The sequence below is a fragment of the Providencia sp. PROV116 genome (assembly GCF_028482485.1).
Classification (GTDB): Bacteria; Pseudomonadota; Gammaproteobacteria; order Enterobacterales; family Enterobacteriaceae; genus Providencia; species Providencia rettgeri.
The window spans coordinates 53418-67845 of the sequence record NZ_JAMPQO010000022.1 but is presented as its reverse complement, the minus strand read 5'-3'; the positions used below and the strand labels follow the sequence as shown (position 1 = coordinate 67845).

General features: G+C 42.0%; 15 protein-coding genes. 7 read left to right on the top strand and 8 right to left on the bottom strand.

Translation table 11 applies throughout. The annotated features are described in order from the left end of the window. Nucleotides 1-162: 162 nt before the first annotated feature. On the bottom strand, nucleotides 163-879 hold the full coding sequence (btsR, locus tag PSE72_RS15570) for a two-component system response regulator BtsR (RefSeq protein ID WP_109912117.1): 717 nt from the start codon (nucleotides 877-879) through the stop codon (nucleotides 163-165). 19 nt (nucleotides 880-898) lie between these two features. Continuing rightward, complete coding sequence (locus PSE72_RS15565) at nucleotides 899-2584, bottom strand: sensor histidine kinase (protein WP_004907485.1); 1686 nt, start codon at nucleotides 2582-2584, stop codon at nucleotides 899-901. Nucleotides 2585-3127: 543 nt separating this feature from the next. Between PSE72_RS15565 and PSE72_RS15560 the strand changes: the two genes are divergently transcribed. From PSE72_RS15560 to PSE72_RS15550, 3 genes are read left to right on the top strand one after another with little or no spacing between them, the layout of a single operon-like run. Then, nucleotides 3128-4099, top strand: a complete 972-nt coding sequence (locus PSE72_RS15560) for an HlyD family secretion protein (RefSeq protein ID WP_115168086.1) — start codon at nucleotides 3128-3130, stop codon at nucleotides 4097-4099. Between the two features lie 11 nt (nucleotides 4100-4110). Then, the gene (locus PSE72_RS15555) at nucleotides 4111-5256 is read left to right on the top strand and encodes an ABC transporter permease (protein WP_004907489.1); all 1146 of its coding nucleotides are present in this window, start codon (nucleotides 4111-4113) and stop codon (nucleotides 5254-5256) included. After that, complete coding sequence (locus PSE72_RS15550) at nucleotides 5256-6410, top strand: ABC transporter permease (protein WP_115168085.1); 1155 nt, start codon at nucleotides 5256-5258, stop codon at nucleotides 6408-6410. The genes PSE72_RS15555 and PSE72_RS15550 overlap by 1 nt, the downstream gene beginning before the upstream one ends. Here PSE72_RS15550 and PSE72_RS15545 read toward each other — a convergent pair. The 3 genes from PSE72_RS15545 to ubiU all read right to left on the bottom strand — a co-directional run bounded on the left by PSE72_RS15545 (nucleotide 6407) and on the right by ubiU (nucleotide 8619). Further along, on the bottom strand, nucleotides 6407-6640 hold the full coding sequence (locus tag PSE72_RS15545; protein WP_232800925.1) for a hypothetical protein: 234 nt from the start codon (nucleotides 6638-6640) through the stop codon (nucleotides 6407-6409). The genes PSE72_RS15550 and PSE72_RS15545 overlap by 4 nt on opposite strands. A 90-nt stretch (nucleotides 6641-6730) precedes the next feature. After that, nucleotides 6731-7606: a U32 family peptidase gene (locus tag PSE72_RS15540; RefSeq protein ID WP_109912114.1), complete on the bottom strand. Its 876-nt coding sequence runs from the start codon at nucleotides 7604-7606 to the stop codon at nucleotides 6731-6733. A 17-nt stretch (nucleotides 7607-7623) separates the two neighbouring features. Next, nucleotides 7624-8619 (bottom strand): ubiquinone anaerobic biosynthesis protein UbiU, encoded by a 996-nt coding sequence (ubiU, locus tag PSE72_RS15535; RefSeq protein WP_115168084.1) that lies wholly within the window; start codon nucleotides 8617-8619, stop codon nucleotides 7624-7626. Between the two features lie 514 nt (nucleotides 8620-9133). On the opposite strand from ubiU, the gene ubiT reads away from it, so the two are divergent. Both ubiT and PSE72_RS15525 read left to right on the top strand, forming a co-directional pair. After that, nucleotides 9134-9658 (top strand): ubiquinone anaerobic biosynthesis accessory factor UbiT, encoded by a 525-nt coding sequence (ubiT, locus tag PSE72_RS15530; protein WP_004907497.1) that lies wholly within the window; start codon nucleotides 9134-9136, stop codon nucleotides 9656-9658. Next, on the top strand, nucleotides 9652-10155 hold the full coding sequence (locus tag PSE72_RS15525) for a GNAT family N-acetyltransferase (protein WP_004907498.1): 504 nt from the start codon (nucleotides 9652-9654) through the stop codon (nucleotides 10153-10155). The genes ubiT and PSE72_RS15525 overlap by 7 nt, the downstream gene beginning before the upstream one ends. On the opposite strand, the gene PSE72_RS15520 is transcribed toward PSE72_RS15525, so the two are convergent. Next, the gene (locus tag PSE72_RS15520) at nucleotides 10128-10466 is read right to left on the bottom strand and encodes a GIY-YIG nuclease family protein (RefSeq protein WP_004907500.1); all 339 of its coding nucleotides are present in this window, start codon (nucleotides 10464-10466) and stop codon (nucleotides 10128-10130) included. The two genes, PSE72_RS15525 and PSE72_RS15520, sit on opposite strands and share 28 nt — an antisense overlap. A gap of 270 nt (nucleotides 10467-10736) precedes the next feature. Here PSE72_RS15520 and PSE72_RS15515 point away from each other — a divergent pair, with 270 nt between their 5' ends. Continuing rightward, nucleotides 10737-10988, top strand: coding sequence for a DUF1471 domain-containing protein (locus PSE72_RS15515; RefSeq protein ID WP_004907501.1), 252 nt, complete (start codon nucleotides 10737-10739; stop codon nucleotides 10986-10988). Nucleotides 10989-11282: 294 nt separating this feature from the next. Continuing rightward, nucleotides 11283-11732 (top strand): YhbP family protein, encoded by a 450-nt coding sequence (locus PSE72_RS15510; protein ID WP_272691004.1) that lies wholly within the window; start codon nucleotides 11283-11285, stop codon nucleotides 11730-11732. On the opposite strand, the gene nrdG is transcribed toward PSE72_RS15510, so the two are convergent. Further along, on the bottom strand, nucleotides 11729-12193 hold the full coding sequence (gene nrdG / locus PSE72_RS15505) for an anaerobic ribonucleoside-triphosphate reductase-activating protein (protein WP_004907505.1): 465 nt from the start codon (nucleotides 12191-12193) through the stop codon (nucleotides 11729-11731). The genes PSE72_RS15510 and nrdG overlap by 4 nt on opposite strands. Before the next feature lie 4 nt (nucleotides 12194-12197). Then, a complete protein-coding gene (gene nrdD, locus PSE72_RS15500) occupies nucleotides 12198-14336 on the bottom strand; it encodes an anaerobic ribonucleoside-triphosphate reductase (RefSeq protein WP_115168083.1) in 2139 nt (712 codons plus the stop codon). Between the last annotated feature and the right edge of the window lie 92 nt (nucleotides 14337-14428).

The following is a 14428-nucleotide window of genomic DNA, read 5'->3' as shown; positions in this document are numbered from 1 at the left end:
TAGCCCTTCTTTCAATCAACCTTCTTCTAGCTTCACTAACTGTCATTATACGATTATTATCCACGTTATTTTTAGCGGCTATAATCAGTTTTAATAAAGCATCTGATTGTTGTGTTTTCAAATTGTTATACATATTAGAGAACAATTTTTCATATTATGATTTTAAGCTAACCCCAATGCCTCTTTTAGTGGCTTTAGATAACGACGGCTAACAGGAATGCGCTCACCTGAGCTCAGTACTAACTCCGCTTGCCCACTGTCACCAAATAAAATTTCGTTTAATTGGGTCATATTGACTAAATATTGGCGATGGCAGCGCACTAAAGGTGTTCGAGTCTCTAATGTTCTCAGAGTGAGCTCTGTAAAACCTTCCAATCCTTGCGTACTCATTACATACACGCCACTCATTCGCGAGGTGGCATATAGCACTTCATCAAGTTTCATTAAATAAATACGGCTATGGCCAGTGCAAGGGATAAATTTTAGTGGCTCATTGTTACTTAACAGCTCTAGATTTTGTTTTTGCTTGCCTTGGCGTAGGCGGTTTAAGGTCTTTTCTAATCGTTCTGTTTCAAGGGGTTTTAACAAGTAATCAAAAGCATGTTCTTCAAAAGCCTGAATGGCAAATTCATTAAAAGCGGTAAGAAAGACAATATAAGGGCGGTCTTCTGGATCTAGCATGCGTACCATTTCTAAACCCGTTAGGCGTGGCATTTGAATATCCAAAAAGACCACATCAGGCTTTTTTTTATGGATGATGCCAATCGCTTCTATTGCGTTGGCACATTCGCCAATAATTTCAATATCATCGTATTCTTCGAGCAGGCAACGCACATTTTCCCGTGCAAGAGGTTCGTCATCAACAATCAATACATTCATAGAGGTAATTTAATCATTATTATGTTGTAGCCAAATAAGGCAGGCGAATTTTCATTCGGGTGAATTTTTCTGGCTCGTGTTCTACGCTGATGCCATATTGCTCACCATATTTTAAACGTAAGCGCCTATCGACTAAGCCCATCCCTAAGCCATCAGACTGTTTTGCAGGCTTATATAGCCCTGCGTTATCTTCTATTTCGATATACACATGTTCACTGCCGATATAACTACGTATTGTAATATAACCCGTTTCTAATAACTGTGAGGTGCCATGTTTAATTGCATTTTCAACCAATGGTTGTAGGGTAAATGCAGGCAGTTCAACCTGTTTGACTTCATCAGGGATCTCAATATGAATTTGTAAGCTTTCTTGAAAACGGGCTTTTTCTATCTGTAAATAGGCATTGATATGTTCAATTTCTTCGCCGAGTGTGGCACTTTGCTCGGGCCGCTTTAGGTTATTACGGAAAAACGTCGAAATATACTGCACAAGCTGGCCTGCTTGTTGGCTATCTTTGCGGATCACGGCTTGCAGAGTGTTGAGCACATTGAACAAAAAGTGAGGATTTACTTGAGCGTGAAGCAGCTTAACTTCGGATTGCAACAATGATTGTTTGTTGCGTTCATATTGGCCCGCTAAAATTTGTGCAGAAAACAAGCTGGCAATTCCTTCACCGAGAGTACGGTTTATGGAACTAAACAGGCTATTTTTCGCTTCATACAGTTTAATGGTACCAATCACTTTTTCGTTTTCTCCGCGTAATGGGATCACTAACGCAGAGCCGAGTTTACAGGTGGGGCTTAATGAGCATTTATACGGAGTCTCATTGCCGTCAGCATAGACGACTTCATTATTCTCAATAGCTTGCCTTGATTGGCTTGACGAAATCGGTGTCCCGGGTCGATGGTGGTCAGCGCCAATGCCAATAAACGCGAGTATTTTTTCACGATCTGTAATGGCGACAGCACCAATTTCTAACTCTTGATAAATAATCTTAGCGACCTTCATGCTGTTGTCAGCATTAAAGCCTTTACGCAGAATCCCTTCAGTCGTTAAAGCAATTTTTAGTGCCTGAGCAGAGAACGCGGTAGTGTATTTCTCAACAATCGCACGGCGGTCGAGTAAAATTCGAATAAACATTGCCGCACCAATAGTATTCGCGATCACCATCGGTGCAGCGATATTTTTAACGAGTTCTAGCGCTTCATCGAAAGGTTTCGCCAGCAATAAAATAATTAGCATCTGTATGATTTCAGCGATAAAAGTGACACAACTGGCAATCATAGGATTAAAAATTTTATTAATTTCGCCACGTTTCATAAAGTAACGATGAACTAACCCGCCAATCAATCCTTCAACAATGGTCGAGACCATACAAGCAAAGGCGCTCATCCCTCCTAATGAATAACGATGCAGCCCACCAGTGAAACCGACAGCAAAGCCGACCACAGGGCCGCCTAATAGGCCGCCAAGAACGGCTCCAATAGCGCGAGTATTGGCAATAGAATCATTGATATGCAAACCAAAATAAGTACCGATAATGCAAAATACCGAGAAAATCAGGTAGCACATGACTTTATGCGGTAAGCGGATGGTCACCTTCAGAAGAGGGATAACTAATGGTGTGCGGCTAAGCGCCCAAGCAATAACGAGGTAGACACACATTTGCTGGAGTAGGAGTAATATTAAATCAAATTCGTACATGCTCGTCATAATTCGTGATGTGGGGGTGTTGACTTCGTCATCTCGCCCTAGTCACATACTGATGTATGCTCCTAGGGTCTCGCTTCCTCGTCGCCTACCCACATCGCGAATTATTTAGAGCATGGCTCGTTATGTTTCACGTTGTGGGGGTGTTGGCTGCTCTCGCCTACTCGGGTCACATGCTGATGTATGCTTCCCAAGATAGTCTCGCTTGCCGCCTACCCACATCGCGAATTATTTAGAGCATGGCTCGTCGTGTTCACGTTGTGGGATTCTTATTTGGGGTTGAGTTATTTACTATTGTTATCTATTTTTAGTATTTATTTGGCTAGTCATTATACCGTAAGTCATTGGCTAAGTAATCGGCATTTGAGAAAAGTGCACTCATCATTATTTGACATAAGGTAGAAATCGCTTCAATATTAGTCAATGTCCTACCTTTTCGTGATCTTGCGCACGAATTTATTAACGCTGTATTTTACTTTCTTGTCATACTCTAGGGATGATAGTTTCCCCCGTTATTATTTAAGGTTCACATAAATAATGAAAAAAAGAACAATAGCACTGATTTTGCTGATGCTTATCTTAATCGCAGCAGCGGCACTTTTTCATTCCCATAACCAATATTTATTGTTACAGGGAGAGGTGGATGCACCCGAGGTAATCGTCACCTCGAAGGCAAAAGGACGAGTGATAGAACGCCACGTAGAGCGTGGCGATGATGTCAAACAAGGGCAATTACTGATAACTCTAGAGAGCCCAGAACTGCAAGCGCAATATGAGGCATCGAAATCCGCGAGAGACCAAGCAAAAGCGCAACTAGAACAATCCATGAATGGGACTCGTGTTGAAACCATCCGCGATTTACAAGCCTCATTATCACAAGCCAATTCTCAATATCAAAATGCGTCTCGTGAATATGCTCGTTTGAGTAATTTGAAAGGTAAAGGGTATGTTTCCGCGAATGAGCTTGATAATGCACGTAAAGCCAAAGATGTGGCTTTTTCGCAAGTGCAAAGTGCAAAAGCGCGCTTAGATGAGGGCTTACATGGTGACCGTATAGAGCAACGCCAACAATATGAAGCGGCATTACAACAAGCAGAACATAAACTTGCTGAAATCCAAGTACAAATTGATGACTTGCAAGTAAAAGCCCCTGTAGATGGCGAAGTTGGTCCTATTCCTGCTGAAATAGGTGAACTTTTCAATGCCGGTAGTCCTTTAATTTCATTAATTCGACTTCCTCAAGCTTATTTTGTCTATAACTTGCGTGAAGATATTTTAGTTGATGTGAAAAAAGGCGACAAAGTGCAACTTGATGTGCCTGCCTTGGGGAATAAGTTAATTGAGGCTGAGGTTCGCTATATCGCACCGAAAGGTGACTATGCGACAAAACGAGCGACACGTGCAACCGGTGACTTCGATTTAAAAACATTTGAAATTCGTTTATACCCTGTAGAGCCGATTGATGGGCTAAGGCCTGGTATGAGTGTGTTATGGCACTGGGATAAGTAAAAGGTGTTGCCATGAAATTTAAGTTCGCTTGGCACGGTTTTGAGCACGCCTTTAGCCGTGAAACCCAAATGGCTATTCGTAGCCCTGTTTTTCATTGGTTAAGCTGGCTGTTTCCATTAATGCTGTTTACGTTAGTTAGTGCTAACTTTTCAGAGGGGACATTGATGGATTTACCCGTTTCTGTGGTGGACAATAACCATAGCCCAGTGTCTCGGCAAATTATTCGTGACCTCGATGCGGGTCCACATGCGGATGTGAAAACCATTGATGACAATCTCAGTACATCATTAAAAAGACTGGGTAGTTCAAAAGATTACGCGTTATTGTACATTCCTCATAACTTCGAAGAAGATGTCTTACGAGGACGTCAACCTGAGCTACGTATGTATTATAATGCGCTCTTCTATGCATCAGGCAGTTATGCGATTCAAGATTTTAGTGGGTTAGTGGCAGAGCTGAATGCGAAGTATCGCCAAGAAATGGCCAAGTCAATGGGAAAGGCGCTGCCTCCGTTAGCCCAAGTGACACTTTCTTATGACAGTTTATTCAACCCGAGCGGTAGTTATATTTATTATCAACAGTTTGCCGCAACCATTCATATGCTCCAGCTGTTTGTTGTTACCGCAACAATCTATACGATGTCACGAGGTTCTACCTTACAAAGTGTTAAACCGTTTGTGATGGCGTTACTTGGGAAGTTAGCCCCTTATACCTTATTTTTCAGTATATTACTTGCTGTAGAGATTGCGGCATTAGTTACTATTTTTGATGCTAAAGTGGTAGGAAACCCGTTGTATATGATTATATTAGGTTTTTTCTATGTCATAGCAGCGCAGAGTATTGGTTTATTGCTGTTTAGTTTTACCTCAAGTGCCATTATGGCGTATAGCTTGATAGGGATGCTGGTGAGTATCGCTTTGGCCTTTTCGGGTATGGCGGTACCGGAACTGTCAATGATATTGCCTGCACAAATTATTTCGAATATTGAACCACTTACACATACATTAAATGCCATGTTTGATATTTTCTTGCGGGAGATTTCCTTTGCTCGCATTGTTCAAGTGTGTCTATTTTTATTGATTTACCCATTTGTAATTGGCTTTTTAATTCGTAAGCGTTTAGTCAAACGGTTAGAAAACCAAGGAGGGGTTGTCTGATGACTATCTATTTTGCAACCTTTCGTAAAGTGCTACTGGGAATGTTGGAAAAACCGATGTGGCTATTATTGTTGGTTTCTCTGTGCGTCATGAGCTTAGTTTATGCAAAGCCTGTTCTTTGGGATTTACCTGTTGCTGTGATTGATATGGATCACAGCACAGCAAGCCGCGAGTTAATCCGTGACCTCGATGCGACACCGAAAGTGGAATTGCAAAGTTATGATAACCTTGCTCAAGCACGTCAAGATATGATCGCGAGAAAACTATTCGCGATAATTATCATTCCAACGGATTTCCAACAACATTTACTGAGCGGTAAAAATATCACGGTGCCAGTGTATGGAGATGGAACCAACCGGCTAGCGAGTGGGCAAATTCAGCAAGAGTTATCAAAAGCCTACCAAACCCTGCTCAATGCTTATAACACCCAATTACTCACTAAAGCAGGTTATAGCCAAGAGCAGGCCAAAGTGATTATTACCCCTATCCGCAGTGAAACTGAGCCATTGTATAACCCAGGGATCAGCTTTGCAGCGATCGTTTTTCCTGGCTTATTGGTGATGTTATTGCAGCACTCCTTACTTATTGCCTGTGTACGAGTCAGTATCGCGGTGCGTTCTACACCTAAAGGAAAGCCGCCATTAGCCGTTTATTTAGGGGCGTTATCTGCTTTAATTCCGATCTGGTTATTTTTATCCACTGTATTTTTCGCGCTTTGGCCATGGGTATTGGGCTACCGACAAGAAGCGCCATTGTATGTGATTTGGATGTTCACGTTCCCATTCCTATTGGCTGTTTTAGGGCTTGGCAAGTTAGTGACGGAATGTTTGCGCAGTGTTGAAATGATTTACTTAACTTTGGCATTTATTACCACCCCGGTGTTTTATATGTCAGGCACGATTTGGCCACTACAGGCGATGCCTGATTGGGTACGTATGATTGCCTCTGCATTACCATCTACATGGGCTACAAACGCCATGGCAGGCCTTAACCAAATGGGATTACCGTTTAGTGATGTACTTATGGATATCGTGATGATGTTGATTTTAGGCGTTATTTACACGGTTATTGGGGTATTCATTGGTATGCTGCGAGATGGAGAATTACGCCATATTAGCCATATGTTTAACCGTTGGCGCAGGCATCGGCATTAACCGTTATTTTTGAGTAGGAAACCTATTGCTGAGTTGAGATCAACGGCTTTTGTTGCCATTTTTGCTTCTTGGCTTAAGGTTTCCCAGTCATCAGGAGGGCTACCTGTACTTAGCATTGAGGCAAATACTTGATAGGCATCACGTATAGCCGCAGGGATAGTTGTTTGGCTGCATTCGGTAAGGTGGGATTTTGCACGTAAAGACACGGTGCTTGGGTCTATATCAATCATTTTATTTACCTCAAAACTTTCCAGTCTATCCTCAGTGTAATGCAAATGCATTGTACCTGAGGATAGGTGGTTATAAGGTGGGTAATTGATTTAAGGCACCATCGACAATCCTGCAATTTGTCGCCAATAACCATTGCAATTTTTATCTGAAATATTCAATGGAATATCCCCATTTTCATTCGCTTTAAATTGCTTGAATATCTCAAGTGACTCAATACCTTCAGGGGATATGCGTACAATATCCACAAGGTCATGCATTGAATACAGGTCATTGCCAAGGTTATAGCAAGCACCACTGAGCGTTTGAATACCATTCAACGTAAACACCTGCTGATGTTCCTGAGAAAGCACCTTGCGCCCTTGTGGGTAGTTTATACAACAAGTTTCGCATTCGTCTTTTTGCTTATTTTCAGAGCGCGCAGTAAAGCAGCGTGCGGAATAGGCAAGTGGTAAGTGACCGTAGCTCATTACTTCAACATCAAATTTGCCACGAATACCTATGTCATCGCACTGATTTAGCAAATTAACCAGCCAGTCACGCGATAACTCTACAGGCATACACCAGCGCACCATACCTTGGCGTAAGAGAATATTTAAGGTTTGTGCGTTATAGCAATTCAAACCGTGACCAGCGACAAAAGGAAGGTTTCTTTCGACTAACATGTTGATCACACCAAAATCATGGGCTTCAACGAGAAACTCGCCATTATCAACTAACTTGCTGATTTCTTTAAGTTCGGAAGGAGCTTGAAGAAGAGCAAGGGTACTCAGAACAATTTGTTTGCCGCTCTTGGCCAGTTGTTGTGCGAGTTCTATCCAGTCATTGGGCTTCATTTCTCGGCGTTTACTACACACAGTCTCACCGAGATAAATAATATCAGCGTCACTTTGCATGGCGTGTTGATAAAAATCTTCCAGCGTTTGTTTTGGCCAGTAATAAAGAATAGATCCTAACGAGTACTGCATGATATTTACCTTTTAAATTACTGCCATTTACGATGATAGGCACCCAATGTGGTTTGGCTTCCTTCAGACAGCCCACCTAACGCTTTTAGCCATTTCGGGTCAGTGACAAAGTTGTTAGGGTTGGATTTAAAGCGGTCGATGGCTTGGCGCCAAATACGCGTCACTTCAGTCACATAAGCAGGACTGCGCTGGCGGCCTTCAATTTTGACAGAGGCAATATTTGCTGCTATCAGTTCAGGTAATAATTCAATGGTGTTGAGGCTGGTAGGCTCTTCAAGGACATGATATTTCTGTTCATCGACAAGATAACGTCCTTTACATAGCGTTGGGTAGCCTGCATTTTCATCTTTTTGGTAACGGTCTATCAACACATTATTGAGGCGTGATTCCATTCCTTCCTCCGTTTGTTGCCAACGAACAAAACGGGCTGGAGAGCATGCGCCTACCGTATTTGGTGACTCACCTGTGAGATATGAAGACAGATAGCAGCGCCCTTCAGCCATGATACATAAACTACCAAAAGCGAACACTTCCAGTGGCACAGGGCTATTTTTGGCTAATTGTTTCACTTGGTGAATAGATAGCACACGTGGAAGGACAACGCGGTGAACTTGGAAATTACGTTCATAGAAGCGGATGGCTTCAGTATTGGTCGCTGAGGCTTGGACAGAAACGTGCCTTTCAATATGCGGGTATTTATTTGCAGCGTACTCTAACATGGCAATATCGGCTAAGATCAAGGCATCAGCACCAAGATCTGCGGCAAGATCGACGGAGTTTTGCCAACGTTCGTAACCATTAGGATGTGCAAACGTATTAATCGCAATATGTAATTTTCGTTTACGGTTATGGATATAACGCTCAGCTTCATGCAGTTTTTTTTCAGTAAAATTAAGTCCTGCGAAATGCCGTGCATTGGTATCATTTTTTAGTCCAATATAAACGGCATCAGCGCCGTTATCGACCGCCGCTTTTAAAGCGGGCAAATTCCCTGCGGGGCAGAGTAATTCCATTGTCCTATCCCTGTGTAAAATTTAACAGCTGACATTCTAGTCAACAGAACTGTTATAGATTTTGATTTAGAGCAGAGAAATTGTTAATGGATATCAGTATTCGTTAATTAAGGTCGTTAGGGAAATAAGGGGGCTGGTGGGTAATAAAGCAACTTTACCAAATGAAAGAGGATAAGTTTTATAAATAGGGTATATGAATTATCTATGACTAGTTTTTGATCGTTTATTGGAACGGATAGGTAATTAGGGATGATTTTTTATCCATGGGAAGTGAGAAATAAATATTGGCGGGATGGGCAAAAATTGATATAGGATCAAGCCAATAATAACATTTTTTGGCAAGATAACTTATCGTGAGTCAAATGTTAGGTTAATGGCTTCAATAAATGGGGTTATTAGCGTCGAAAATTTAATCGTCTAAATATGCAATATGTTACCCTAAATAATTCGAGCTGCTACTGCTGTTAAGTAGTTACACGAAAACGGGCAGACAATTACTACGGGAGTCAGTACTGTGTTAGGTAAAATTCGTTCTCAACTCATCACGAAAGGCCCTTCATTTTTGAAACTGCCTTTAAAAGTAACCCCATTCGCATTGCAGCGCCAAGTTCTTGAGCAATTACTAAGCTGGCAATTTCGTGAATCAGTGAAAGAAGGGGAACTTGATTTTCTCGAAGACAAATGGCTAAAGGTTGAAGTTCGTGACTTAGCGTTAGTCTGGTTTATCAGTTTGCAAGGCGGCCAACTGTCCGTCAAACAGCATGCAGAGGCTGATGTTAGTGTGAGTGGTAATGCGAATGATCTAGTACTGATCGCCGCGCGTAAAGAAGACCCTGATACGCTCTTTTTCCAACGTAGGTTGGTGATTGAAGGGGATACAGAGCTTGGCCTCTATGTGAAAAACTTAATGGATGCTTTTGAACTCGAAAATATGCCAGCTCCGTTGCGTTTTGCTTTATTACAATTGGCTGATGTAATTAAAACCGTGCATGAAAGTGAGGACGTAGAGCATAAGTCGCCTGCGTTAACTTCATGCTAATTCGAGTTGAAATCCCTGTCGACGCAATGGGTATTGATAAATTATTGCGTGAAACGTTTCCAACTGAAGCAGAAGCTAATCTTGTTCAACATTTACGTGAGGATGGTTTGCTAACTCTCGGGGTTGTGGCAACAAATGATGATGGTGAAGTGATTGGCTATGTAGGCTTCACGCCTGTCGACGTTAACGATGAAGACGTGCAATGGGTTGGCCTTGCACCATTAGCGGTAAATAAAGCGCATCAAGGCCAAGGGATTGCAGAAAAACTGGTCTATGAAGGGTTAGATAGCCTTAATGAGTTTGGTTATGGTGCAGTCGTTGTACTGGGGGATGAACGCTACTATTCGCGCTTCGGTTTTGAACCCGCTGCAAGTCACGGTATAAGCTGCCAATGGCCTGAACAACAAGCTCATTTTTTGGTTTGTGGCTTAGAGAATGGTGAAATTGGAGAACACCAAGGTTTGGTGACTTACTCTTCACACTTCAATAATTTATAGTTAGCTAAGTAGTTAACTAAGTCATCGGGCTGGTCTATGACCAGCCTTTCTTTTGTTTTTTTATTCAGTTGCTTAACTTGATATTCTATTTTCGACGCTGCTGAACGAGAACCAATAAAACACGAGAATGCTAATGTCAGTGGCATTTTCCCTTTCAATGCTTTTGCCCCTGTTCCTGCTTTATGTTGCTCAAAACGACGTTGCACATTGGTGGTGATACCACAATACAAGGCGTTATTTTTCTCTCTCACCAAGTAAAGATACCAGTCATTTTGTTCTAATTGGCTATTATTTAGTGTTGTTTTTATCATTCTGTGCTGATTTATAAGGGAAAAATATTGGGTGAACAACGAATATATTCGTTAAGTAAGATATTTATAACATATTAAAATTTAAATAAAAAATGATATGAAACTGTCACAAATTTGTAACCTCAATCTAAGTTATGATTCAAATTATTTGAATAACTATAGCAAAATTAGCTAATTTTCTTTTCAAACTAAAGCGCATAATATGATCCATATCACAGAGGGACAGTAAAAATCCCAACTAAAAATCAAGTTTACAAGAAGGAATATACAATGAAAAAATCAACATTATTTGCTGCTGCTTTAGCTTTAGGTGCTGCATCATTCGGTTCAATGGCTGCTGAAGAAGTTCAACATACTAGTCAGCCAGCTGCGGGTTATGTCTCAGTAACAGGTGCAGTGAGTGTCAATGACCTGACCGCACAATTAGCCAAAAAAGCTGATGAAGCTGGTGCAACTTCATTCCGTGTGATTTCTGCTGGTGGTGAAAACTCAATGAATGGTACCGCGGCTATCTATAAATAACCCTATTCATCATATTTACTTGTCATACTTCGAGCCGTAGCGTTGTTGGCCGCGTTCATTCGCACTAGTCACATACTTATGTATGCTCCTAGCGCCTCGTTCACTTGCCGCCTAGCTACAACTCGAATTATTTAGAGTAAAGACTCGAATTTAGTTGGCGTATAGGCCTAAAAATATTTAGGTTAATATTTCAGCTAGTTAGAGTATAGTAATAGCGAATTTTATACCTACGTTCAGAACGGTTTAAGCAAGCTTAAGGGGAATCCCCCAAAAGCTTGTTCTGAACGGGTTTACATGGAAACCGCTATGACGCCTGAACAAACTTTAAAGCACATCCAGCGCTATATTGCCCGCCAACACGTTTTCTCTCTTTTTACTTACCATAACAATGATATCTGGCCTGCCAGTTGTTACTATGCATTTGATGCGAAAACGATGTGCCTGGTTTTAATGACAGACGCGAATTCAAGGCATGGGCAATTGATGGTGGCTAACCCGCAAGTGGCTGGCACAATATCAGCGCAAACCAAAGCCGTTAATGCAATACAAGGTATTCAATTTACAGGTGAAATTAAAATATTAGAAGGTGAGGAAGAACGGCTTGCCCGCGGTTTTTACTGTCGTCGTTTCCCTGTGGCATTAGTAGCGAAACTGCCTGTTTGGCAGCTTCACTTGCGGAATGTCAAAATGGTCGATAACAAATTAGGTTTTGGTACCAAACTACATTGGGAATGCCAAATTTAACGCAATTTGTGGATCACTTGATTGGAGCTACCGCGCCAAATTAAGCGTGGGTCATGTAAATCCTGTTCAAATTTACCGTCAATTACGGTATTAACTAAACTCACCACTTTTTGTTGTTCAAGCGTCAAATCACTCAATATGTATCCTGTCCATAACCAAATATCCTTATCTGGGCAAACGGCTTTTACGCGTTTAACCAACTTGAGCACCGCAGGCAAGTTGGCTGGGTGTAGCGGGTCTCCGCCCGACAGGGACAAACCCTGTCGACGAATACGCGTGTCTTGCAAATCTTGGATAATTTGATCTTCCATTTCTTGGGTGAATGGCACACCTGAATCTACTCGCCATGTGCTTTGATTGTAACAACCACGGCATTGATGAACACACCCTGCCACAAACAGTGTACAGCGAGTTCCGGGGCCATTGACGACATCAACAGGATAATATTGGTGATAATTCATAGTATTAACCTATTTGACCGTTACCTAAATGCTTAATACGGCGTTTTACTTCTTCTTGTTTACCTGCATTAAATGGTCTTGCATCTGGGCTGCCTAAATAGCCACACACACGGCGGATAACCGAAACTCGGTTAGTATCATGATTACCACAAGCAGGGCAGGTAAAGCCTTTGCTGGTGCAGGAAAACTCACCGGAAAAACCGCATTCATAACACTCATCAATGGGTGTGTTAGTACCATAATAAGGCACATGTTGATAGCTGTAGTCCCACACGTCTTCTAAGGCTCTAACATTATGTTGTAAGTTTGGATATTCGCCATAACAAATAAAACCGCCATTCGCGAGTGCAGGGTAAGGCGCTTCAAAATCAATTTTATCGTAAGGATTCACCTGTTTTTCAACATCTAGATGGAAGCTGTTTGTATAGTAACCTTTGTCGGTAACACCTTGTATCACACCAAATTCAGCGGTATCGAGACGGCAGAAGCGGTCACATAGGTTTTCACTTGGTGTGCTGTATAAACTGAAACCATAGCCTGTTTGGGCTTTCCATTCATCGGTGGCTTGGCGTAAGTGATTGACAATTTCGACGGCTTTTTCACGTAATTTTTCGTCATCATAGACATGGGTCTGTGTGCCAAAAAGTGCATTGATGGTTTCATGCAACCCAATGTAACCTAACGAAATGGACGCGCGACCATTTTTGAAGATCTCAGCAACGTTGTCATCCGCTTTTAAGCGAACTCCGCAGGCGCCTTCCATATACAAAATTGGGGCAACACGCGCTTTTACGGTTTCTAAACGGGCAATGCGAGTCATTAAGGCTTTTTTGGCAATGGCTAAACGTTCATCCAGTAATGCCCAAAACGCATCTTCGCTGCCCTGTGCTTCGATAGCAATACGAGGCAAATTGAGGCTAATAACGCCTAAATTGTTGCGCCCATCGTGAATTTGTTGCCCATTTTCCTCATAGATACCCAAGAAACTGCGGCAGCCCATCGGCGTTTTAAATGATCCAGTAACATCAACGACACGGTCGTAGTTAAGAATATCGGGGTACATGCGCTTACTGGCACACTCTAAAGCGAGTTGTTTTATGTCGTAATTAGGGTCACCTAATTTATGGTTTAGGCCATCTTTAATTGCGAATACGAGCTTAGGGAAAACCGCCGTTTTACGATTTTTGCCAAGGCCCGCAATGCGGTTTTTCAGAATAGATTGCTGAATTAATCGTGCTTCTTTAGAGGTTCCAAGGCCAAAACCAAAGGTAACAAATGGGGTTTGGCCATTCGCAGTGTGAAGTGTATTAACTTCATACTCTAAAGATTGAAAGGCGTCATAACACTCTTTATCGGTGCGGCTGTGTGCATAACCCTCTGCGTCTGCAATTCCCCATTCTTTGGCGACTTTTAGGTGTTTTTCGAAGCTAATTGCCACATATGGCGCTAAAATTTCGTCAATACGGTTAATGGTTGTGCCCCCATAAATATGGCTTGCAACTTGGGCAATAATTTGTGCAGTAACGGCTGTTGCGGTTGAAATAGACTTTGGCGGCTCTATTTCGGCATTTCCCATTTTAAACCCGTTAGTTAACATGCCTTCAAGGTCAATTAACATACAGTTAAACATTGGAAAGAAGGGAGCATAGTCGAGGTCATGATAGTGAATTTCACCGCGTTCGTGTGCGATAACGACATCTCTTGGTAAAATATGCTGTTTTGCATAGTGTTTAGCGACAATACCCGCGAGTAAATCGCGTTGTGTCGGGATCACTTTACTGTCTTTATTGGCATTTTCATTGAGTAAAGAGACGTTACTTTGTTCGATTAGCCCACGAATGTCATGAGTCAATTGGCTGCGTTTTTCACGTTCGCTGTCTCTATCGTGGCGATATTCAATATAAGCACGAGCTAAGTCTTTATAAGGCCCGGCCATTAGTTGGTCTTCAACCGCATCTTGAATGTCAGCGATATCCACTCGGTCACGGCTGCAAAGTTGTTCTGTGACGACAGAAGCAACCTGAAGACAATAATCGTCATCCTTAACATTCACAGCAGCCGCTGCGCGTTTAACGGCTTCCTGAATTCGTGGAAGGTCAAAACTGACCTGACAACCATCTCTTTTAATAACAACCGTTCCCACGGGCATTCTCCTTGTTAAGTTATCCACAATACGACTTCAGCTATTCGCCATGTTTATCACGGGTACTAATCTGTGGATAAAATGTGAATAAA